Raw genomic sequence first — 20,286 nt, 5'->3', positions numbered from 1 at the left:
CCTTTATTCAAGATTGTTTTCGCAAAATGCAACGAATTTACCCTTAAATATGTCAAATTTAAGTTATTTAAAAAATATGCATGAATAGTATAGACTATTTAAGTAATTGTGTTATACTAATTAACATATAAATGATATTAAATTTTTTCTAAAAAGGAAGGTTAGTATAAATGAAATCAGTAGCTTATTCTAATACATTAGCTAATGTTTTAGAAGGAAATAATATTCTTGCTCAATTAGCAGTACCTCAACTTGTGGAAAAGGTATTACAAAGAGGAGAGGGAATTTTGACATCAACAGGTGCGATCTGTGCTGAAACTGGCAAATATACTGGCCGTTCTCCTAAAGATAAATACATTGTTGAAGAAGCTTCTACAAAAGACTATATCGATTGGGGCTCTGTTAATCAACCAATTTCTGAGGATTCATTCGAAAAATTATATACAAAAGTTGTTAATTATCTCAAAGAACAAAATGAAGTTTTTGTTTTTAAAGGATTTGCTGGTGCAGATAAAAAAAATCGATTACCGATCCAGGTAATTAATGAATATGCATGGCACAATTTGTTTGCACATCAATTATTCATTCGTCCAACTGAAGAAGAATTAGAGACACATCAAACAGAATTCACGATTCTTTCAGCACCAAATGTGAAAGCGGATCCAGCTACTGATGGGACAAATTCAGAAACATTTATAGTCGTTTCCTTTGAACGCAAAATCATCTTAATTGGTGGTACAGAATATGCAGGAGAAATGAAAAAGGGGATTTTCTCCATTATGAATTATCTTCTCCCTAAAAAAGACATTTTACCTATGCATTGTTCAGCAAATGTAGGTGCTGAGGGTGATGTAGCCCTATTCTTTGGATTGTCTGGAACTGGAAAAACTACATTATCAGCAGATCCAAACCGCAAATTAATTGGTGATGATGAGCATGGATGGTCTTCAAATGGAGTATTTAATATTGAAGGCGGCTGTTACGCAAAATGCATCGGTCTTTCACGTGAAAAGGAACCACAAATTTATGATGCGATTCGTTTTGGTTCCGTTTTAGAAAATGTAGTTGTAGATAATCAAACAAGGCAACCATTATATAATGATTCGACATTGACTGAAAATACTCGAGCAGCATACCCAATACAAGCAATTGATAATATTATTGAGCCAAGTATAGCTGGCCATCCACAAACCATCATCTTTTTAACAGCAGATGCTTTTGGCGTTTTACCTCCAATTAGCAAGCTAACAAAGGAACAGGCGATGTATCATTTTCTAAGTGGTTATACTTCAAAATTAGCTGGTACAGAACGTGGAATAACTTCACCGGAAGCCACTTTCTCAACATGCTTTGGTTCACCATTCTTACCATTACCAGCAACTGTATATGCAGAAATGCTTGGGAAAAAGATTGATGAGCACGGTGTCCAAGTGTTCCTAGTTAATACTGGCTGGACTGGCGGAGAATACGGTGTAGGAAATCGTATGAAATTAAGCTATACAAGAGCAATGGTTCAAGCAGCATTAGAAGGCGAACTGAATCATGTCGAAACTAAACAAGATGAAATTTTTGGTTTGCACATTCCACTGCACATACCTGGTGTACCTGATGAAGTTCTGATTCCAAATAAAACTTGGGAAAACCAACAAGCTTATACGGAAAAGGCAGAAGAGCTTGCAGCTAAGTTCAAAGCGAATTTCAAAAAGTTCCAAAACCTTCCACAAGAACTTAAAGAATTAGGCGGACCTTTAGTTAAATAAAAAGGCTATTGTTAAAAAAGAGGACTAAGATGTTTAATAAAAACATTCTTGTCCTCTTTTTCCTTATTTCTTCCTATCCAATCGGTAGCCATTTTAAAACGTCTTGAATCTTTTCATCCCAATAACTCCAATTATGATCCCCCGGACCAAAGTCTGTTGTTAATGAAAAGTTTGTTTCTTGGCATTTCTTCATAAAATTCATATTATAATCAAATAAAAAGTCTTCAGAACCACAGCATTGGAAAAGCTTTGGTTTTACTGTATGTGAATGATGTGCCTCAAGAAGTCCTATTAAATCATGGTATGATCCCTTTATGTCTTCATTACCAAAAATTAGATGCATCGTACGTCTCAAAGGATGCTTTTCATCTTGATCAATGTCTTCTTTCCATTTTACGATATCTAATGCACCAGATAGACTTGCCGCAGCTGAAAAGCTATCTGGGTAATGTAATGCCCATTTAAAAGCACCATAGCCCCCCATAGATAATCCAACAACAAAATTCTCTTCCCTTTTAGTTGATAAAGGAAAAAAACTTCTAGCAACTCTAGGCAGCTCCTCAGTAAGAAATGTCCAATATCGATTCCCGTATAACATATCTGTATAAAAGCTTCTATCAACTTTTGGAATAACTACAGCTATCCCTAAATCTTGCACATATCGTTCTATTGAAGTTTTTCGAAGCCAATTTGTACCATCATCACTAAGTCCATGTAAAAGAAATAGAGTGGGGTATCTTTTTCCATTATCAATCAATTCGTCCATTTTTGATTTATTTGGTTGCGGAAGAATGACATGCATTGTAGTATGTAAGTCTAAAATTTCAGAAAAAAAATCACATTGAATAAGAGCCATATTCATTCGTTCCTTTCTATTCTTTTTATGCTTTAAAATGAAAAAAGCAAGGTGAAGGTAAGTATCACCTTGCTTTTCACATTTAATGGTTGTTTTTGTAAAGATTGTTGCTTTATCGTAATAAGATAACCTTTCAATATAGCTCGATTTCGGGGCATCTATTCTAAATATAATTTATTATCTAATATTATTTAGTGGTTTTTATTAAGATTTTCTTTTCAAAAGCAACAAAGTTTTAGAAAAGTGCCTTTTTAATTAATCGAATTTAATGATATTAATTGATACAAAATTTTTGTTTTATTATTTTCCCATTCCAGTTTTTTGATGATGGCTGTTCCGCTTGTTTCACTTTCTATTGTCCTTCGTATATCGAGTGGAATATCCACTGGATAAAGACGATAATCATCTTTTTCTAAAACAAATAGATTTTCTTCCAGCCTTTGTTCTCTTCCCTTTGTAACAATCATCGTATTTAGTTCTAATGGCATCCCCATCTTCACATTCTCCTCTTTCATTCTTATTTAATCCTTATTTTATCATGTTTATCATTTATTTTTCATCCACGAACATAAGTCTCTTACGATCTGCCGATTCTTTGCAGGCGGGAAATAATGAGTATATTCAGGAAAATACCAGGTTTCCACTACTTTACCTAATGCTTTTAGCCTCTCTTCCAATCTTATCGAATGCTCAATGGAAACATTCCTATCTTTTTCACCATGAATGATTAATACAGGTTGGCATAAGCTTTCGATTGAAAATAAAGGGGTTCGCTCACGATACTTGTCAGGATATTTTGTCGGTGTGCCGCCAATCACCCTTTTTAACATTCTCCGTAAATCTTTTCTTTCGGAATAGGTTAAAAACATATCGGATACGCCTCCCCATGTAACAACCGACTTTGCTTCCTTTTGTTTCATTGCGGTATGAAGCGCCATAATTCCTCCTCTCGAAAATCCAAAAATATGAATTCGATTGTTTTTGACTCGGTGATGTTGCTTTAAAATATCAAAAGCAGTATATGCATCAACACGGTCTTCTCCGGCAAAATCTTCATTCCCCTCTCCTCCTCGATTCCCTCGATAAAAAGGAGCAAAGACGATAAAACCTTCTGCAGAAAATTGACCAATTCTTGCTGGTCTTACCATTCCAACACTTTTAATCCCGCCTCTTAAATAAAGAAAACCATCATACATAAATCCATCCTTCGGTTCAGCTAATAACCCTTTCACTTTCAAGCCATTAGATAAATAAGTGATCAAATACATTCGCACTTTAGGGTTTGGAGAAGGAAAAGGCTGCTTTTCTAGTATAGAAACTAATTGGTTCATGTTTACACTCCATTTAAATGACATCGTCTAACACGTCGATTTCTTTCAATTTTTCACCTCAAAAAAACGTGACAACGTTTTTGTAAATAGGCAATCACACATTTTTATTATTTTCATACATTATTTTATCAATTATTTTGTAACTTTCTACGAGGAGGAATGTTTATGAAAAAGTGGCTGAGAATTAGCTTCTCACTCTTGATATCTTCCATTCTTATCTTTTCACTAGGGGCTTGTTCTAAAACGGAATCTTTAAAAAAGGTAAGAGTGGCTGAAGTAACACGTTCCGTTTTCTACACACCACAGTACGTAGCTATAGCAAAGGGGTATTTTAAGGATGAAGGATTAGATATCGATTTGAAAACAACTGCCGGCGGGGACAAAACAATGACCACTCTCCTTTCAAATGGAGCAGATATTGCATTGGTTGGTTCGGAGACTTCGATTTATGTTTATGCACAAGGAGCAGATGATCCAGTAATCAATTTTGCTCAGCTTACTCATACAGATGGAACTTTTCTCGTATCGCGTAAGAAAATTGATCATTTTTCATGGGATCAATTAAAAGGTTCGACCTTTCTTGGGCAACGTAAAGGCGGAATGCCCCAAATGGTAGGAGAGTTTGTTTTAAAAGATAAAGGCATTGAGCCGCATAAAGATTTACAATTAATCCAAAACATCGATTTCGCCAATGTTGCGAATGCCTTTGCATCAGGAACTGGTGACTTTGTTCAGCTTTTTGAGCCAACTGCATCGATATTTGAAAAAGAAGGAAAAGGTCATATAATCGCCTCTTTTGGTGAAGAATCTGGCAGTGTTCCATACACAGATTATATGGCGAAGCAAAGCTATATAAAAGATAACAAGCTCACCCTTGAAAAATTTGTTCGTGCCATTTATAAAGCTGCGGAATGGATCGAAAAAAATGAGCCAAAAACAGTGGCGAAAGTTGTTCAACCATTCTTCGAAAATACCGATATAGATATTTTAGCTTCTTCTATTGAACGTTATCAAAAACAAGGATCTTTTGGCAAGGACTTGATTTTAAATGAGGAGGGCTGGAATCATCTTCAGGATATTATGGAGAAAGCAGGAGAACTGCCAAAAAAGGTTGACTACAAAACGTTAGTTAATACTTCTATCGTTGAAAAAGCCATAAATAAGTAAAGGAGGACTAGATGATATATGGGCTTCCTAACCGTCGAAAACGTCCATCATAGTTATTTTACACCGAAAACAGTAACCACCGCACTACAGGATATCAGCTTCGATATGGAGGAGGGGGAATTTATTTCACTTGTTGGGCCAAGTGGCTGTGGAAAAACAACCATGCTCTCCATTCTATCTGGTTTAATTTCGCCGACACAAGGAAAGGTTATGATCGACGGGCAAGCACCAAATTCTAATACCGCTTCTATTGGCTATATGCTTCAACAAGATTATTTATTTCCATGGAAAACAATCGAAGACAATATTTTATTAGGCTTAAAACTAAAAAATCAATTATCTAAAGAGGCGAAAGTAAAATCTCTTAGTTTACTGAAGGAGATTGGATTAGAAGGGGTTGAGAAGCAATATCCCCGTCAACTTTCAGGTGGAATGAGACAGAGGGCTGCCTTAGTACGTACACTTGCAATAAACCCCAAAATACTATTTTTAGATGAACCCTTTTCTGCTTTAGACTATCAAACAAAATTAAAGCTAGAAGATTTAGTATTTGACACACTCAAAGCCTATCAAAAAACAACTGTGCTGGTTACACATGATTTAGGAGAAGCTATATCGATGAGTGACAGAATATTATTGTTTGCTGCCAAGCCCGGAAGACTGCACAAAATATTTATTGTGCCAGAAGAGCTACGGAGTACTCGTCCATTCAATGTTAGAAGCAAAGAAGTCTACTCCATATTATTCCAAGAAATCTGGAAGGAGTTGGAGTCACTTGAAACTAGAGAATAATTCCAGCCCTTTTCACAAAAGATACCTTCAAAATATAAAAAAAGAAAAAAGATGGGTTCTTATTTTTCAAGTAATCATTTTAATAACCTTTTTTACTCTATGGGAGCTAGCTAGCCGACTACATTGGATTGACCCGCTCATCTTTAGTTCTCCTACAAAAGTATGGAATTTATTTATTATTAAACTTCAAGATGGCAGTCTTTATATGCATACAGCAGTTACTGTTTATGAGACTATTCTTGGATTTATTCTTGGTACCCTTTTCGGAGCAATATTAGCAGGTATTCTATGGTGGTCACCAAAACTATCTAAAATAATGGATCCTTATCTCGTTATTTTTAATGCGATGCCGAAGGTGGCTTTTGGTCCCATGTTAATTGTTATATTTGGCACAGGATTAAATTCTAGTATTGCAATGGGGATCATTATCTCAGTTATCGTTACTACGATTGTTGTTTATACAGCTTTTCGTGACGTAGATCCAAATTATATAAAAGTACTTAAAACATTCGGTGCAACTCGTTATCAAATATTCAAAGAGGCCATTTTACCCGCAACATTTCCTACGATTATCTCCACCCTAAAGGTGAATGTCGGATTATCATGGGTAGGTGTCATCGTCGGAGAGTATTTAGTAGCTTCTAAAGGACTTGGCTATTTAATTATATATGGATTTCAAGTTTTTAATTTCACATTAGTCATGCTTTCATTAATGATTGTCGCTGTTATAGCAACACTTATGTATCAATTAGTTGATCTCTTAGAAAAGAAGCTGGTAAAGAGTGATTCATAAATGAGATGCTCGGGCCCTACTTGGTTCGGCATTTCTTTTTCCTAGATAAGTCTTCGACCAATAATTTCCTCAAGAGATCGCTTTACAACATTATCTTTCATAATAAAACTAAACTTTTTCCCATTTACTTTTTCTAATAAATCATCCTCAATCAACATGGGCCCATTTGTTTCCAAATAATTTTGTGTACATAGTAGTTGATCTATATCTGAAAAATATATCGTCTTTACAAAAGCTCCATTTTCCCTATCATTCACCAAGTATTCACCTATAAAATGAAGCCTCTCCACTACGCCACCTGTTTCTTCCATCACTTCCCGTTTAGCAGCCTCTTCAGCTGTCTCCCCTTCTTCTATTTTCCCTCCAGGAAATTCATATCCCCTTTGTGGATGGCTTGTTAACAACCATTTGTCTTTATATCGGCATATTACAAAAACATGGTCTGACTTTATGGGAAAGGAATGTTCCAAAAATGACAATGTAACATCCCATCCATTTTGATCCTTAAAAGTTTCCAAATTTATTCATCATCCTTTATGGTTCCTTTTTCCTATTTTACACCTTTTTTGAAACCCTTCCTATTTTATTACGTAAATTTAAATGAAAATAAAAAGGAGTGATGTTTGTCTATGAAAAAGCTAGTGTTAAGTTTAGTTTCAATTATGTTTTTATTAGGTTTAACTGCATGCGGCCAAACAGCTGATCCAGTTAATTCGAATGGTAAGTCCAATAAAAAGGACGGCCTTACACTTCAAGAAGTATTTGAAAAATCAACAGATGCATCGAAAAAATTGAAAAGTGTTCATTCAGATATGGAACTAAAACAAACGATGAATGTACCTGATCAACAAGCACCTATGAATATTAATTCAACTCTATCTATTGATATGGTATTAAATCCAATTGCTATGCACCAACAAATGAAAATGACCATGGAGGGTGGAGATGAAAGTGTCCAAGGTCAATCAATGGATATCGAGGCATATATGGCAAAAGAAGGATTTTTCTTACAAGACCCTACATCAAAACAATGGGTAAAAATGCCTGAAGAACTTTCTAAACAAGCTTTACAAATGCCTGAAGATCAGGTTAATCCTGCTGAACAATTAAAACAATTAAAACAATTTACAGATGACTTTTCATTTAAACAAGATGAAAAACAATATATTTTAACATTAAAAGCGTCTGGAGAAAAATTTGATAAGTTTCTAAAAGAAACTGCTAAACAATTAATGCCAGAACAATTAAAAGCAAATGAAGAAGTTTTCAATAATCTAACGTTTAACAGCATGGATTATGAAATTTTCATTGATAAGAAAACATTTAACATAACAGCACTTAACATGACACAAGATTTAGATATGTTAATTGAAAATCAAAAAGTGAATATGAAACAAGAAATGAAGGGTACTTATACTAACTACAATAAGATCACTGAAATCAAAGTACCAAAAGAAGTAATAGAAACAGCTCAAGAATTAAATTAAGAAAAGCGCAGGGGCATTAATTCGCCCTGCGCTTTTCTCATTCTGATGTAAAGTCTTCTAATATCCCGATTTTATCTATATGTTGTTTCGCTTCTTCATCTCCTAGATCATAAATCATTTGGTAAACTTCAATCATATGTTTATCATAATCATCATTTGGTTTATCATGATGATATTCCACAATTGGGATATGTGCTCTTAAAAAGCCTTCCACTTCTACATCATAGTTAGCATCAAAGATCTGTCTAAGTCGAGTAATCTCTTCATCTGTCGCTTCTATTTTATAATTCCAAGGAGAATCAGTTGAGCTTCTAGATATCTCTCCACTCCCTATATCAATATAATAAGTATTTTTTTGCTGATTCATTCCTGACACTCCTAACCTAAAAATTAAAAGAAATGATTCTTTATGTATCGTTTCCCACAAAACAAGTTAAAATATTCTTATTAAGTTAAAAAGGGTGATTATCGTGAAACTTGTCGATGAACTATTTGAAATGTACCAAAATCGCTTAACTGGGGACGATGAGGATTTAGATATCATTACCTATGCTGTTCTAGAGGAATCAGATAGAAACGATTTAATAAAAATTGTAGAAGAAATGAATGATGAAGAACTTCAATACTTTATTAGCATTTATTTAATTGAAACCTTAAGAGAGAAATTCTCTAATAGTTCTATTGACATACATCCCTTAAAAACAAAATATTTGCATTAAATCGATACTTAAATAAGAAATCCATATATCGCTAAAAAAGGAAACAGTCATTGGTTTCCTTTTTTATATTTATCAGTAAAGAAGTCAAAACATTGACATATCTCTTTGAACTCTTTCAAAGGATTACATGTTAAAATTATTATTAACCTATATTTTTTTAGGAGGTTCAATCAATTGTTCACGTTGATCATGGTGGTTTCAATTTTAATAATCATTGTCATTATTCTAACTGCAGCATTAACAACCTCTAAAGCTTACTCATATAAACATACAATCGATTCAATTGAAAATAACCCCAATATCAAAGCATCTATAGATGATGATATAAATACCCAAGAGCGATCCGATAATTAATTGGATGGCTTTTTCTTTTTGACACTACATTTAATCAATTGTTATTCTTAAAGTATATATGTGCAATTCATTATAAAATCAAGGATGTCCTATTCTAATGTTAAAATTTATTTTTATAAAAATCATTCGATTTTATCAAATTTTTCTTTCACCTCTTAAGCCGCCTACTTGCCGATTCTATCCAACATGTTCTCAATATGGACTGGAAGCGGTAAAACGATACGGAGCCTTTCGTGGAGGCTGGCTGGCACTAAAACGGATTCTTAAATGTCATCCATTCCATCCAGGTGGGTTTGATCCTGTACCAGAGAAAAAGCTGACTAAAAATCAAACCAAATGACAATCCCTTTACTTTCCAATCATAGTACTTGATTCTTTACAAAGACTAATTGTGTATCATCATCAATACAACAAAGGGGTGAGGTACAATGGCAAAAGATGTACTATGTGAGGTAAACAATTGTCACTTTTGGGCAAATGGGAATCGCTGTTCTGCAGATCAAATTTATGTAGTAAGCAACAAAGGAGATCAGGCAACCAATACTGAAGAAACAGATTGTAAAACATTTAAGCCTGAGGGAAATTGGTAATAACTTTAACAAAAGCTCTAAAGTAATTGCACATTGAGATGACTAGAAACGGAATAAAGCGCAAGCGTGTATAGACGCTTGCGCTTTTCATCTAAAATATTCTTTATAAGTTGTCGCTTGGTTCATACGACGATCATTCATCTCATACCCAATTCCAAACCCTGAAGGGGCCTTAATCGTTCCATGAATAATGTCTACTTGGGGTGTGATAATATCCTCTTCCCAATATCGATTAGAAGCGGAAATATCCCCTGGAATGGTAAAACCTTCTTTAGTAGATAATGCAATATTATGTGCCCGTGAAATTCCAAATTCAATCATCCCGCCACACCATACTTGTATATTATGTTTTTGACATAAATCATGGATTTTTATTGCATTTTTTAGTCCGCCTACTCGTCCTATTTTTATATTTATTACTTGACAGCTATTTAAGTAGATGGCACTCTCGGCATCATGGTAAGTAACGATACTTTCATCAAGACAAATAGGTGTTTTTAGTTCCTTTTTTAAAATTGAATGCTCGACAATGTCGTCTACTGCTAATGGCTGCTCTATCATAAGCAATTCGAAATCATCAAGTGCTTTCAACATTTCAATATCTTTTAACGTATAGGCGGAATTAGCATCCGCCATTAAAGCAATATCAGGACAGTGCTTTCGAATCTCCTTTAAAAGTAAATAATCGCTGCCAGGTTTAATTTTTACTTTAACACGCTTATAACCATCCATTAAATATGAATTTATTTGGGCTATAGCCTCTTTTATATCTTGAGTTCCAACAACCACTCCTGCAAGTACTTCATTACGAACTCCGTTAATCAGTTTCCAGAGTGGCTGGTGCTGAAGCTTCGCATATAAATCCCAGATTGCTGTTTCAATTCCAGCCTTTGCCATATTATTACCTCTAATATGATTAAATCGTGATTGGACTTCATTTGGATGGGTGATTGGTTCCTCCAAAATAAGGGGAATTAATAGGTCCTTTAACATATGATAACAAGTTTGTACTGTTTCTTCGGTATACCAAGGCGTAGAAAAAGCTACAACTTCACCATAACCTACTGCCCCATCTGTATCAAAAACTTCTATAATGATTCCTTCTCTGTCAAGGACTGTCCCAAGTGATGTTGAAAAGGGAAGTTTTAAAGGCATTTTTATAATTGATAGTTTGATTTCTTTAATTTTCATACAGCGTCATCCTTCTTGAATCAAGACTGTTTTCATATAGAGTGTAGCTTTTCATAAATAGCTCCGATCCTTAAATAAATTAGCTTCGTGCTCTTTTCTTCATCCCATACTTTATGTATAAGTAATAACCCCCCGTAAAAATCCTACCAGATATTTACTTCGTAAAATCTCAACCGATTTTTACTCTGTTACAAATAGCAGTAAAGTTTAAGAAAAGAGCCTAAATCAAATCTTGTAATTTACGCCGCAGCAATTTATTTGAAGCATTCCTAGGTAATGCATCAACAAAATAAATTTGTTTAGGGACTTTATACTTTGCTAGTCGTTCGTGACAATAGTTGATTAATTCATCCGCCTCTAATGATTGAGTGGTTACAACAAATCCACACGGTACCTGTCCCCAAAGAGAGTGATTGACACCTGTTACACCAGCCTCTTTTACCATTGGATGGGATAACAAAACTTCTTCTATTTCTGCGGGGTAAATATTTTCTCCACCAGAAATAATTAAATCTGAACGCCGATCTACAACAAATAAATAGCCTTCTTCGTCTAGATAGCCTATATCTCCTGTATAAAACCAACCCTCTTTAAAATTGCTAAGATTTGCTTCCTCTCGATTTAAATATCCTTTTGTCACATTCGGTCCTTTGACAACTATTTCACCAAGAGTGTTTAGTTCTAATGGTTTCCCTTCCCCCATTATTTTCAGTTGCGATGGAAACAAGGGCTTTCCTGCGGAACCAAGTTTTATTAAACTATCTTCTGGTGATAAGGTCACTATTTGTGATGAGGTTTCAGTCATTCCATATGATTGAAATACGGGGATATTCTTCTCTAAACATGATTCAAGTAATGACTTAGGGGCAGGTCCTCCTCCTAATAGCATACAGCGAAAATTCTCATGATATCTTTTATCCTCTAAATCATCAATCAGTCGATATAACATTGTACTAACGACTGACATGATTGTAACATTTCCTGTAAGTAACTGTTGATTGATTTCTTTTTCATCAAATTGCTCATATAAGTATACAGCCATTCCATAAATGACACTGCGCATCAAAATCGAAAGTCCGCTAATATGAAATAAAGGAACCGCACAGACCCAGCCATCCTCTTCCTTTAAGCCTAAATTTAATGCTGATCCTACTGCACTCCACCAATGGTTTCCGTAAGTTTGCAAAACACCTTTTGGCTTACCTGTCGTACCTGATGTGTACATTATTGAGCAAACATCATCCATCCGAAACTCGTTAAGTATAGGATTCTTCTTTGTATCTAATTCTTCAATATCCACTTCTGAAATAATTGAAAGATCATTATATAATTGTGTAATTTCCTCTAATTTATTTTCAAACTGACTTTCACTGATTAATATTTTTGAACCGCTATCTTTTATTTGAAATACCATTTCATTAGCTGTTAACCGATGATTTAAAAATACTGCGGTAACACCTATTTGTTGTAAGGCATGAATTATAATAACTGTTTGAGGACTATTGGATAAAAGAACAGCAATGGAGTCTTGAGTTTTAATATCCAGTGAAGCAATTTTTTTTGCATATACTTCCACTTTTTTATAAAGATCGGAAAAACTCCACTTCTCTTTTTCAAAAATAAGTGCGGTACGATTAGGGGTTAAATAGGCTCTTTGCTTTAAAAAATTCGGTAGTAGTTGACTCATCTAAAATCACCTTTTAAATAATTTTTTAGAGAAAAAAGCTTGATGGGATCATCCATCAAGCTTTTTTCACCGATTATACGAGTAATTCAATCCAAATGAAGTTTTCTCGTAATCAAGGGAAACGAGGGAATTGTCCAAAATCAGGTTTACGTTTTTCTTTAAACGCATCACGACCTTCTTTTGCTTCATCAGTTGTATAGTAAAGTAATGTTGCATCTCCACCAAGCTGTTGAAGACCTGCTAAACCATCTGTATCTGCATTGAATGAAGCCTTTAGGAAACGAAGAGCTGTAGAGCTTTTCTCAAGGATTTCTTCACACCATTTTACCGTTTCTTCCTCAAGCTGTTCTAAAGGTACAACAGTATTGACAAGCCCCATATCCAAAGCTTCTTGTGCATTGTATTGACGACATAGATACCAAATTTCTCTTGCTTTCTTATGTCCAACGATACGTGCTAAGTAACCTGCACCATATCCAGCATCAAAGCTGCCAACTTTTGGACCAGTTTGTCCGAAAATGGCATTATCTGCAGCGATCGTTAAGTCACAAACGATATGTAAAACATGTCCTCCACCAATTGCATATCCAGCTACCATTGCGATAACCGGTTTCGGAGTGAAACGAATTAATCGTTGTAAATCTAAAACATTCAAACGAGGAATTTGATCTTCACCAACATATCCGCCATGTCCGCGTACTTTTTGATCTCCACCAGAGCAAAACGCTTTTTCTCCAGCTCCAGTTAAGATAATAACACCGATATTGGAATCATCACGTGCATAAGAAAAAGCATCAATTAATTCCATCACCGTTTTAGGACGAAAAGCATTATGTACTTCAGGTCGATTAATAGTTACTTTCGCAATTCCATTATAAGTTTCATAAAGAATATCTTCATATTCTCTTTCAGTTTTCCACTCAATTGCCATTTGGAAACCTCCTTTAGTATTAGACTTTGTCGAACAAAAAACTTTAATTCGACAAAAACTCTTTTATTATTGTACCAAACTTTTGTGAATCTTCCACGTGAATTGCATGTCCCACACTAAGAATTGTTTCATGCTTTGCATCTGAAATCACATTTTTCATTTCTTCCGCTATCTTACAAAACTTATTATCCAGGCTGCCAGTAATGATTAGTACTGGCATCTCTAAAAAACTGAGCTTTTCCCAGAAGGAAGGCATGCTTCCGGTCCCCATTCCTTTTAAACTATTTGCTAAGCCGATAGGATTATTTTGGAGCCTTTGTTGTTCAATCTTTAGCTGTATTGATTCTGAAAGCTTTTTCTGGGTTTGAAATAAAGGAATATTTGTCCAATATTGAACAAAAGATTTTAACCCATTTTCTAAAATTCTCTCGGCTAAACTTTCATCTTGGAAACGTCTAGCTTCTCTTTCCTCTTCTGTTCTTAATCCTGGAGAGGCGCTCTCTAATATTAACTTATTCACCATTTCCGGAAACAATATAGTAAATGCAAGGGCTAGTCTGCCCCCCATAGAATAACCTAAAATGTTCACCTTATTAAGATTCAAATTCATTAAAATAGCCTTCATATCCTCTGCTATTTCTTCAATTTGATATCTCTTATCATCTAATGGACTTTCTGTTTTTCCATGCCCAAGAATATCCACTAAAACCAATTGAAATTTATCGCCTAAATACGGAATAATTGCTTCCCATGTTGACATCTCTCCCGTAAAACCATGCAATAGCAATAGTGGTTCACCTTGTCCAATTAAACGAACATGATAATTCACACCATTGACTTCAATCACCATGATTATCTCCTTGAAAGAATTGCTCTATTTCCCGGGAAACACGTTTCCACATTTTTTTATGAATTTCTACATTCTTTTGTCGGTTTGTAGGTACTTCTATTACATTTAAACCATCTGTTTTAATAGATTCTGCAATTGACTGATGAAATTCATCCCAATTTCTCACTTTTTTATAATAGCCATCATACATTTTAACAGCATACTCAAAATCGATGTCTGTTGGTGTTCCAAATAATTCTTCAAAATATTTACCTTCGCTTGCCTGAGGGAGATATGAGAATATACCCCCACCATTATTGTTAATAACAATGATGTTAATGTTTAACTTGTGCATTTTCGCCGCTAATAATCCATTTAAGTCATGGTAAAACGATAAATCGCCAAGTAATAAAAACAAAGGTTCACCATATAAACTCGCCCCAAGTGCGCTTGATACGACCCCATCAATCCCATTTGCTCCACGATTGGCTAGTATTCGAATATTTTGTTGATTGGAATGAAGAAATGTATCTACATCACGAATTGGCATACTGTTTCCCACAAAAAGAATACTATTAGCTGGCATTCTTTTTGTTAATTCTATGACTACTTTTCCTTCATCTAGATCATCAATATCACAAATTTCATTTATGACCGTATTTCGTGCTATAGTATTCAAATCTTGCCACATTTTTAACCAGCTTGAACCATGTCTTTCGTTCAGCTTCATTGTTATATCATTGCAAAATGTTGCTTCATCACAGTAGATCATATATGTAGCATTGTTGATAGGATCGCGCCAACCATTGCCCGCTTCGATAATATATTGCTCTGTATCGTTTAGTTTTTTCATAAACTTGGTCAGTGGTTTGGATACCGGCATTCCTCCAAAGCGAATGATGACCTCAGGTTTTAATTTTTCATCCGAAACGATTTCCTTCAAAATTGCATCATAGCTATCAATGATATATTCCCCTGAAAAATCTCCACTTCGTAATTGGGACAATGGGTCTGCAATAATAGGATAGCCAAGCTTCTCAGCAAATGGGATGATAGACTCTACAAATCTTGGATCATCAATCACTCCACAAACAATTAACCCTTTTTCCTTTTGTTGCAATCGGTTGCATATGTCTAATATTTGATTCATTTTAAGATGTAAATTTCCATGTGATATAGCTATTGATGGTTGTTCACTTACTTCCGTATATGGAGATGGATCCATAATTGGAATCAGCGGCTCGCGGAATGGAAAATTTAAATGCACCGGTCCAGCTGGTACTTCTAAAGAAATACTTACTGCCCTTGCAGCATTTGTTTGAACATACCTGAGTATTTCTTCATTTAAGTCTGGTAAGGCCATTTCAGAAAACCATTTTACATGATTACCGTAAAATTGATTTTGATCAATTGCTTGTGGTGCTCCTACATCCCGTAATTCATGCGGACGGTCAGCCGTTAAAACTATTAAAGGAACCCTTGCCAGTTTAGCCTCAACTACAGCAGGATAATAGTTTGCGGCAGCGGTTCCAGAAGTACAAATGAGAGCAACAGGTTTTCTTGTTTGTTTTGCTATTCCTAAAGCAAAAAAAGCTGCGGAACGTTCATCAATATTAATATGATATTTAAGTTTAGGATGCCCCGCGACTAACATAGCTAATGGTGTAGATCTAGAACCGGGACTAATGACAACATCCTCTACCCCAGAATTAGAAAGTTCTTGAATGAACCTAGCTAAATACTTCGTCAGTGCTTCTTGGTGTTTCATAACATTTTTCCTCCTAATGCCCGAAGCATTGGACGAAATTTAATTCTTGTTTCATAATATTCATCCTCTGGGTTTGAATCAGATACAACTCCACACCCAGCATACAAAAATGCTTCATTTTCTTTTATTAATCCTGACCGGATCGCTACAGCAAATTCTCCATTCGCTCGATAGTCTATCCATCCAATTGGAGCAGCATAAAAACCACGATCCATTTTTTCCATTTCTCGTATTACCTTTAATGCATCTTTTGTTGGAACCCCTCCCATAGCTGGCGTTGGATGGAGTTCCTCCACTAATGATAATATAGATATGTTTTGATCTTTGATTTTACCTTTAACAGGTGTAAAGAGATGTTGAATATCTCGCATTTTCAATATAGATGGTTCTTTAGGAATTGCAACTTCAGTACAAAATTTTTGAATAACATCTTCTATCATAGAGACTACTAGCTGATGTTCATGTCTATTTTTCATATCGGCAAGTAAATCTTGACCTAACATAGCATCTCTTTTTTCATTCGAATCCCTTTTAATAGAGCCTGCAAGACAAGCTGATAAAACATCATTTCCACTCTTTTTTACTAATCTTTCAGGTGAAGCACCTGTAAAACAGCTGTTCATTATTTCTAAAGCAAAGATATAGCTATCTTGTTGACCTTTACATAAGTGTTCAAGTACTTTTTCAGATGATATTAACTCATTAAATTCTATATTCATTTTTCTAGCCATTACGACTTTATTAAGATCATTATCCTCTTTTAGTGCGCGGACAACTTCGCCAACTGCTTCTTTCCATTCATCTGGGTTTATTTCATGTTCACGAAGACTTTCAATAATTGTTAAATTTTCTCTTTCTTTAACTGTAAAAATCTTCTCTTTCAAAGCTAAAACTCTTTTTAATGATTCTCCACTTTCTTTAGTAGAACAAATGATATTCATCGTTATATAAGCTTCTTGACCGTTAATGACTAACATAAGATTTGGTAAATGAAATAAAGCATTAGAAAATAAAGACCACTCTTGCTCCTTGACACTGAGCGGATCAAAAGAAAAGCCTCCAAATATTAGAGGACCTGTCCCAGGGACTTCGAATGGATTAAAAATATGCGCATCTTTAATTAAAAGATTCCATTCACGCTCAACCCACTTAAAACGATCTTCTTCATGACTCGTTTGAAGGCTTTGTGCAACTCCTAGGCCCACAATATATGTTTCATCATTCGGTACCTTCCAAAAGAATCTTTCACCTTGAAATAACTGTTTAGCAGACGAATAAAATGAAAGGGGGTTAATATTATTTAGTTTTTCAGTATAACTAAACAATATAGTTTTCTTTTTATTTCTAGCCCTATCTACAGCAACTTTATATTCAGTTTCAATATTCGACTGTTTAATACGTGTCAAAATAATCTCCCCCAAAAAACAAACGTACGATTAAATAATCTTCTAAAATTTATATGCTTATTAATAATATCCAACCTTTAAGATACACCTCTAAATGGATTGCGTCAATGAACATAACTTATTAAACACTTATCTACCTTATTATATATTAACTTCAAAAAAAAATTCAGTAATATATATTCTATGTATAACATGGTAACATTTTGTTTTCTTGATGGTCTCTATTTATTCTTTAAAGGCCATGGAACGAACTTCATTTACCGTATTAGATACTTTTTGCTCTAGTCGGGTAATGAAACGGTTTTTCTCTTACCGTACAAGATTCTTTTTGTTCTATTTGGTTAATAAAAAAGTTATCCAAAAGCGAGAATTTTTTTATTTCCTGAACGAAAAAAAGTAGTTTAAAAGATTCTGCTAGAGAAAACTTTTAAACTACTTAAAAAGAAATACGATCTACAAAAATATGACCCGTACGGGATTCGAACCCGTGTTACCGCCGTGAAAGGGCGGTGTCTTAACCGCTTGACCAACGGGCCGTTAATGGCGGAGAAGGAGGGATTTGAACCCTCGCGCCGGTTACCCGACCTACACCCTTAGCAGGGGCGCCTCTTCAGCCACTTGAGTACTTCTCCAAATAAAAATGGCTCCGCAGGTAGGATTCGAACCTACGACCGATCGGTTAACAGCCGATAGCTCTACCACTGAGCTACTGCGGAATAAAATGGGAATATATTAATCTAATGGGCCTAAATGGACTCGAACCATCGACCTCACGCTTATCAGGCGTGCGCTCTAACCAGCTGAGCTATAGGCCCATGTAAATATGGAGCGGGTGATGGGAATCGAACCCACGACAACAGCTTGGAAGGCTGTAGTTTTACCACTAAACTACACCCGCTTTATATTATGGGGCGACTAGTGGGAATCGAACCCACGAGTGTCGGAGCCACAATCCGATGCGTTAACCACTTCGCCATAGCCGCCATGTTGTATCATTTAAGCATGGATGTGCACCATAATACTTTTAAATGGTGGCTCGGGACGGAATCGAACCGCCGACACATGGATTTTCAGTCCATTGCTCTACCGACTGAGCTACCGAGCCATATAATGTATAATTCCTATATTCAATTATAGTTCGCCATCGTCCCAATCTTAGGATGATAAATGGCGGTCCGGACGGGACTCGAACCCGCGACCTCCTGCGTGACAGGCAGGCATTCTAACCAACTGAACTACCGGACCAAAAATTTTTCAAGTAAGTTTTAAAATAACTTACATAATTGCGGAGGCAGGATTTGAACCTGCGACCTTCGGGTTATGAGCCCGACGAGCTACCAGACTGCTCCACCCCGCGACGATATTAAATGAATTCTTTTATGGCGGAGGAAGAGGGATTCGAACCCCCGCGCGGTTTAACCCGCCTGTCGGTTTTCAAGACCGATCCCTTCAGCCAGACTTGGGTATTCCTCCAGATAAATATGGTGGACCTTGTAGGACTCGAACCTACGACCGGACGGTTATGAGCCGTCTGCTCTAACCAGCTGAGCTAAAGGTCCTCTATGGTAGCGGCGGAGGGGATCGAACCCACGACCTTACGGGTATGAACCGTACGCTCTAGCCAGCTGAGCTACGCCGCCATTATCATAACATTTTAAATTGGTGGAGCCTAGCGGGATCGAACCGCTGACCTCCTGCGTGCAAAGCAGGCGCTCTCCCAGCTGAGCTAAGGCCCCAAAGTGTGTAATGGTCGGGAAGACAGGATTCGAACCTGCGACCCCATGGTCCCAAACCATGTGCTCTACCAAGCTGAGCTACTTCCCGGAATATATGGCGCGCCCGAGAGGAGTCGAACCCCTAACCTTTTGATCCGTAGTCAAACGCTCTATCCAATTGAGCTACGGGCGCTTATTATCGAAAAAAATGGTGCCGAGGACCGGAATCGAACCGGTACGGTAGTCACCTACCGCAGGATTTTAAGTCCTGTGCGTCTGCCAGTTCCGCCACCCCGGCAAGGGTATCTGGAGCGGAAGACGGGATTCGAACCCGCGACCCCCACCTTGGCAAGGTGGTGTTCTACCACTGAACTACTTCCGCGACTAAAATATTCATATTATGCGGGTGAAGGGAGTCGAACCCCCACGCCTTGCGGCGCCAGATCCTAAGTCTGGTGCGTCTGCCAATTCCGCCACACCCGCATGATTTAGATATTAGAAGTTTCCAACGTTTGATTTTCTACTTCTAAAATGGTGAGCCATGAAGGACTCGAACCTTCGACCCTCTGATTAAAAGTCAGATGCTCTACCGACTGAGCTAATGGCTCATATTACCTAATGGTGCCGGCCAGAGGACTTGAACCCCCAACCTACTGATTACAAGTCAGTTGCTCTACCAATTGAGCTAGGCCGGCTTATTAATATTTGTTTCCTTAAACTGAACTGCTGAAGACTGTCGTCCAGCTTTCAGTATGATTATTCAAGTAGCAGCTCAAGCTGTACGCTGAAGCATAGCTTTGTAGCTTATTCGGACGTGCTCTACCAATTGAGCTAGGCCGGCATATATGGTGGAGGATGACGGGATCGAACCGCCGACCCCCTGCTTGTAAGGCAGGTGCTCTCCCAGCTG

At 36.4% G+C, this 20,286-nt stretch carries 20 protein-coding genes and 20 tRNA genes; 9 read left to right on the top strand and 31 right to left on the bottom strand.

The genetic code is table 11. The annotated features are described in order from the left end of the window. Positions 1-170 precede the first annotated feature (170 nt). Positions 171-1,760, top strand: a complete 1,590-nt coding sequence (gene pckA, locus ACQKP0_RS17235; RefSeq protein WP_427407061.1) for a phosphoenolpyruvate carboxykinase (ATP) — start codon at positions 171-173, stop codon at positions 1,758-1,760. Positions 1,761-1,833: 73 nt separating this feature from the next. On the opposite strand, the gene ACQKP0_RS17230 is transcribed toward pckA, so the two are convergent. From ACQKP0_RS17230 to ACQKP0_RS17220, 3 genes are all read right to left on the bottom strand, one after another. Continuing rightward, complete coding sequence (locus ACQKP0_RS17230) at positions 1,834-2,616, bottom strand: alpha/beta hydrolase (RefSeq protein ID WP_427407060.1); 783 nt, start codon at positions 2,614-2,616, stop codon at positions 1,834-1,836. Between the two features lie 251 nt (positions 2,617-2,867). Further along, positions 2,868-3,110, bottom strand: a complete 243-nt coding sequence (locus tag ACQKP0_RS17225) for a DUF2584 domain-containing protein (protein WP_427407059.1) — start codon at positions 3,108-3,110, stop codon at positions 2,868-2,870. A 51-nt stretch (positions 3,111-3,161) separates the two neighbouring features. Then, positions 3,162-3,947, bottom strand: coding sequence for an alpha/beta hydrolase family protein (locus tag ACQKP0_RS17220; protein ID WP_427407058.1), 786 nt, complete (start codon positions 3,945-3,947; stop codon positions 3,162-3,164). 165 nt (positions 3,948-4,112) lie between these two features. On the opposite strand from ACQKP0_RS17220, the gene ACQKP0_RS17215 reads away from it, so the two are divergent. The 3 genes from ACQKP0_RS17215 to ACQKP0_RS17205 are packed head-to-tail and all read left to right on the top strand — an operon-like array spanning position 4,113 to position 6,699. Then, positions 4,113-5,114: an ABC transporter substrate-binding protein gene (locus tag ACQKP0_RS17215; RefSeq protein WP_427407057.1), complete on the top strand. Its 1,002-nt coding sequence runs from the start codon at positions 4,113-4,115 to the stop codon at positions 5,112-5,114. A gap of 18 nt (positions 5,115-5,132) precedes the next feature. Beyond that, positions 5,133-5,906, top strand: a complete 774-nt coding sequence (locus ACQKP0_RS17210) for an ABC transporter ATP-binding protein (protein ID WP_427407056.1) — start codon at positions 5,133-5,135, stop codon at positions 5,904-5,906. Then, positions 5,890-6,699: an ABC transporter permease gene (locus tag ACQKP0_RS17205; protein WP_427407055.1), complete on the top strand. Its 810-nt coding sequence runs from the start codon at positions 5,890-5,892 to the stop codon at positions 6,697-6,699. Before ACQKP0_RS17210 ends, ACQKP0_RS17205 begins: the two co-directional genes overlap by 17 nt. Before the next feature lie 41 nt (positions 6,700-6,740). Here ACQKP0_RS17205 and ytkD read toward each other — a convergent pair whose 3' ends face one another. Further along, positions 6,741-7,217, bottom strand: coding sequence for an RNA deprotection pyrophosphohydrolase (gene ytkD, locus ACQKP0_RS17200; RefSeq protein ID WP_427407054.1), 477 nt, complete (start codon positions 7,215-7,217; stop codon positions 6,741-6,743). Positions 7,218-7,328: 111 nt separating this feature from the next. Here ytkD and ACQKP0_RS17195 point away from each other — a divergent pair, with 111 nt between their 5' ends. Continuing rightward, positions 7,329-8,186 carry a DUF6612 family protein gene (locus tag ACQKP0_RS17195; protein ID WP_427407053.1) on the top strand — a complete coding sequence of 286 codons (858 nt, stop codon included), beginning with the start codon at positions 7,329-7,331 and terminating at the stop codon, positions 8,184-8,186. 37 nt (positions 8,187-8,223) lie between these two features. On the opposite strand, the gene ACQKP0_RS17190 is transcribed toward ACQKP0_RS17195, so the two are convergent. Beyond that, positions 8,224-8,553 (bottom strand): hydrolase, encoded by a 330-nt coding sequence (locus ACQKP0_RS17190; protein WP_427407052.1) that lies wholly within the window; start codon positions 8,551-8,553, stop codon positions 8,224-8,226. A 103-nt stretch (positions 8,554-8,656) separates the two neighbouring features. Between ACQKP0_RS17190 and ACQKP0_RS17185 the strand changes: the two genes are divergently transcribed. The 4 genes from ACQKP0_RS17185 (at position 8,657) to ACQKP0_RS17170 (ending at position 9,849) form a co-directional block, all read left to right on the top strand. Continuing rightward, positions 8,657-8,905 carry a DUF6154 family protein gene (locus ACQKP0_RS17185; protein ID WP_427407051.1) on the top strand — a complete coding sequence of 83 codons (249 nt, stop codon included), beginning with the start codon at positions 8,657-8,659 and terminating at the stop codon, positions 8,903-8,905. 174 nt (positions 8,906-9,079) lie between these two features. Then, positions 9,080-9,259, top strand: coding sequence for a YtzI protein (gene ytzI, locus ACQKP0_RS17180; protein WP_427407050.1), 180 nt, complete (start codon positions 9,080-9,082; stop codon positions 9,257-9,259). A 97-nt stretch (positions 9,260-9,356) separates the two neighbouring features. After that, on the top strand, positions 9,357-9,599 hold the full coding sequence (yidD, locus tag ACQKP0_RS17175) for a membrane protein insertion efficiency factor YidD (protein WP_427407049.1): 243 nt from the start codon (positions 9,357-9,359) through the stop codon (positions 9,597-9,599). Between the two features lie 88 nt (positions 9,600-9,687). After that, complete coding sequence (locus tag ACQKP0_RS17170; RefSeq protein WP_427407048.1) at positions 9,688-9,849, top strand: DUF1540 domain-containing protein; 162 nt, start codon at positions 9,688-9,690, stop codon at positions 9,847-9,849. An 87-nt stretch (positions 9,850-9,936) separates the two neighbouring features. On the opposite strand, the gene menC is transcribed toward ACQKP0_RS17170, so the two are convergent. From menC to ACQKP0_RS17040, 26 genes are all read right to left on the bottom strand, one after another. Next, positions 9,937-11,040 (bottom strand): o-succinylbenzoate synthase, encoded by a 1,104-nt coding sequence (gene menC / locus ACQKP0_RS17165; protein WP_427407047.1) that lies wholly within the window; start codon positions 11,038-11,040, stop codon positions 9,937-9,939. 220 nt (positions 11,041-11,260) lie between these two features. Beyond that, entirely contained in the window at positions 11,261-12,727 is a 1,467-nt protein-coding gene (locus ACQKP0_RS17160; RefSeq protein WP_427407046.1) for an o-succinylbenzoate--CoA ligase, read from the bottom strand. A 112-nt stretch (positions 12,728-12,839) separates the two neighbouring features. Next, positions 12,840-13,658: a 1,4-dihydroxy-2-naphthoyl-CoA synthase gene (menB, locus tag ACQKP0_RS17155; RefSeq protein WP_427407045.1), complete on the bottom strand. Its 819-nt coding sequence runs from the start codon at positions 13,656-13,658 to the stop codon at positions 12,840-12,842. A gap of 43 nt (positions 13,659-13,701) precedes the next feature. Further along, the gene (menH, locus tag ACQKP0_RS17150) at positions 13,702-14,508 is read right to left on the bottom strand and encodes a 2-succinyl-6-hydroxy-2,4-cyclohexadiene-1-carboxylate synthase (RefSeq protein ID WP_427407044.1); all 807 of its coding nucleotides are present in this window, start codon (positions 14,506-14,508) and stop codon (positions 13,702-13,704) included. After that, the gene (gene menD / locus ACQKP0_RS17145; protein ID WP_427407043.1) at positions 14,498-16,255 is read right to left on the bottom strand and encodes a 2-succinyl-5-enolpyruvyl-6-hydroxy-3-cyclohexene-1-carboxylic-acid synthase; all 1,758 of its coding nucleotides are present in this window, start codon (positions 16,253-16,255) and stop codon (positions 14,498-14,500) included. Before menD ends, menH begins: the two co-directional genes overlap by 11 nt. Then, positions 16,252-17,661, bottom strand: coding sequence for an isochorismate synthase (locus ACQKP0_RS17140; protein ID WP_427407042.1), 1,410 nt, complete (start codon positions 17,659-17,661; stop codon positions 16,252-16,254). The genes menD and ACQKP0_RS17140 overlap by 4 nt, the downstream gene beginning before the upstream one ends. 464 nt (positions 17,662-18,125) lie before the next feature. After that, positions 18,126-18,197, bottom strand: a tRNA-Glu gene (locus ACQKP0_RS17135). 5 nt (positions 18,198-18,202) lie between these two features. After that, positions 18,203-18,293: transfer RNA gene (locus ACQKP0_RS17130), tRNA-Ser, on the bottom strand. Positions 18,294-18,302: 9 nt separating this feature from the next. Continuing rightward, a tRNA-Asn gene (locus ACQKP0_RS17125) sits at positions 18,303-18,377 on the bottom strand. A 25-nt stretch (positions 18,378-18,402) separates the two neighbouring features. Continuing rightward, positions 18,403-18,476: transfer RNA gene (locus ACQKP0_RS17120), tRNA-Ile, on the bottom strand. A 9-nt stretch (positions 18,477-18,485) separates the two neighbouring features. Next, positions 18,486-18,559, bottom strand: a tRNA-Gly gene (locus tag ACQKP0_RS17115). 9 nt (positions 18,560-18,568) lie between these two features. Then, positions 18,569-18,644 (bottom strand) — tRNA-His (locus ACQKP0_RS17110). Positions 18,645-18,690: 46 nt separating this feature from the next. Further along, a tRNA-Phe gene (locus ACQKP0_RS17105) sits at positions 18,691-18,766 on the bottom strand. Between the two features lie 63 nt (positions 18,767-18,829). Next, positions 18,830-18,906 (bottom strand) — tRNA-Asp (locus ACQKP0_RS17100). A gap of 38 nt (positions 18,907-18,944) precedes the next feature. Then, positions 18,945-19,018 (bottom strand) — tRNA-Met (locus ACQKP0_RS17095). 23 nt (positions 19,019-19,041) lie between these two features. After that, positions 19,042-19,134: transfer RNA gene (locus tag ACQKP0_RS17090), tRNA-Ser, on the bottom strand. Positions 19,135-19,143: 9 nt separating this feature from the next. Beyond that, positions 19,144-19,220: transfer RNA gene (locus ACQKP0_RS17085), tRNA-Ile, on the bottom strand. A 4-nt stretch (positions 19,221-19,224) separates the two neighbouring features. Next, a tRNA-Met gene (locus ACQKP0_RS17080) sits at positions 19,225-19,301 on the bottom strand. 20 nt (positions 19,302-19,321) lie between these two features. Beyond that, positions 19,322-19,397: transfer RNA gene (locus tag ACQKP0_RS17075), tRNA-Ala, on the bottom strand. A gap of 11 nt (positions 19,398-19,408) precedes the next feature. Then, a tRNA-Pro gene (locus ACQKP0_RS17070) sits at positions 19,409-19,485 on the bottom strand. 7 nt (positions 19,486-19,492) lie between these two features. After that, positions 19,493-19,569 (bottom strand) — tRNA-Arg (locus ACQKP0_RS17065). Between the two features lie 16 nt (positions 19,570-19,585). Next, positions 19,586-19,674 (bottom strand) — tRNA-Leu (locus ACQKP0_RS17060). A 9-nt stretch (positions 19,675-19,683) separates the two neighbouring features. Next, positions 19,684-19,758: transfer RNA gene (locus ACQKP0_RS17055), tRNA-Gly, on the bottom strand. 19 nt (positions 19,759-19,777) lie between these two features. Continuing rightward, positions 19,778-19,859, bottom strand: a tRNA-Leu gene (locus ACQKP0_RS17050). Positions 19,860-19,908: 49 nt separating this feature from the next. Next, a tRNA-Lys gene (locus ACQKP0_RS17045) sits at positions 19,909-19,984 on the bottom strand. 11 nt (positions 19,985-19,995) lie between these two features. Further along, positions 19,996-20,071 (bottom strand) — tRNA-Thr (locus ACQKP0_RS17040). Positions 20,072-20,286 lie beyond the last annotated feature (215 nt).

The organism is Heyndrickxia sp. NPDC080065 (genome assembly GCF_050281185.1).
Lineage (GTDB): Bacteria > Bacillota > Bacilli > Bacillales > Bacillaceae_C > Heyndrickxia.
This window is presented reverse-complemented; position numbering and strand designations above follow the sequence as displayed.

What these genes read in the sequence shown, in the direction of transcription:
- pckA (WP_427407061.1), top strand. Translation starts at nt 171, where the DNA reads ATGAAATCAGTAGCTTATTCTAATACATTAGCTAATGTTTTAGAAGGA.
- ACQKP0_RS17230 (WP_427407060.1), bottom strand. Translation starts at nt 2,616, where the DNA reads ATGGCTCTTATTCAATGTGATTTTTTTTCTGAAATTTTAGACTTACAT.
- ACQKP0_RS17225 (WP_427407059.1), bottom strand. Translation starts at nt 3,110, where the DNA reads ATGGGGATGCCATTAGAACTAAATACGATGATTGTTACAAAGGGAAGA.
- ACQKP0_RS17220 (WP_427407058.1), bottom strand. Translation starts at nt 3,947, where the DNA reads ATGAACCAATTAGTTTCTATACTAGAAAAGCAGCCTTTTCCTTCTCCA.
- ACQKP0_RS17215 (WP_427407057.1), top strand. Translation starts at nt 4,113, where the DNA reads ATGAAAAAGTGGCTGAGAATTAGCTTCTCACTCTTGATATCTTCCATT.
- ACQKP0_RS17210 (WP_427407056.1), top strand. Translation starts at nt 5,133, where the DNA reads ATGGGCTTCCTAACCGTCGAAAACGTCCATCATAGTTATTTTACACCG.
- ACQKP0_RS17195 (WP_427407053.1), top strand. Translation starts at nt 7,329, where the DNA reads ATGAAAAAGCTAGTGTTAAGTTTAGTTTCAATTATGTTTTTATTAGGT.
- ACQKP0_RS17190 (WP_427407052.1), bottom strand. Translation starts at nt 8,553, where the DNA reads ATGAATCAGCAAAAAAATACTTATTATATTGATATAGGGAGTGGAGAG.
- yidD (WP_427407049.1), top strand. Translation starts at nt 9,357, where the DNA reads ATGTTAAAATTTATTTTTATAAAAATCATTCGATTTTATCAAATTTTT.
- ACQKP0_RS17170 (WP_427407048.1), top strand. Translation starts at nt 9,688, where the DNA reads ATGGCAAAAGATGTACTATGTGAGGTAAACAATTGTCACTTTTGGGCA.
- menC (WP_427407047.1), bottom strand. Translation starts at nt 11,040, where the DNA reads ATGAAAATTAAAGAAATCAAACTATCAATTATAAAAATGCCTTTAAAA.
- ACQKP0_RS17160 (WP_427407046.1), bottom strand. Translation starts at nt 12,727, where the DNA reads ATGAGTCAACTACTACCGAATTTTTTAAAGCAAAGAGCCTATTTAACC.
- menB (WP_427407045.1), bottom strand. Translation starts at nt 13,658, where the DNA reads ATGGCAATTGAGTGGAAAACTGAAAGAGAATATGAAGATATTCTTTAT.
- menH (WP_427407044.1), bottom strand. Translation starts at nt 14,508, where the DNA reads ATGGTGATTGAAGTCAATGGTGTGAATTATCATGTTCGTTTAATTGGA.
- menD (WP_427407043.1), bottom strand. Translation starts at nt 16,255, where the DNA reads ATGAAACACCAAGAAGCACTGACGAAGTATTTAGCTAGGTTCATTCAA.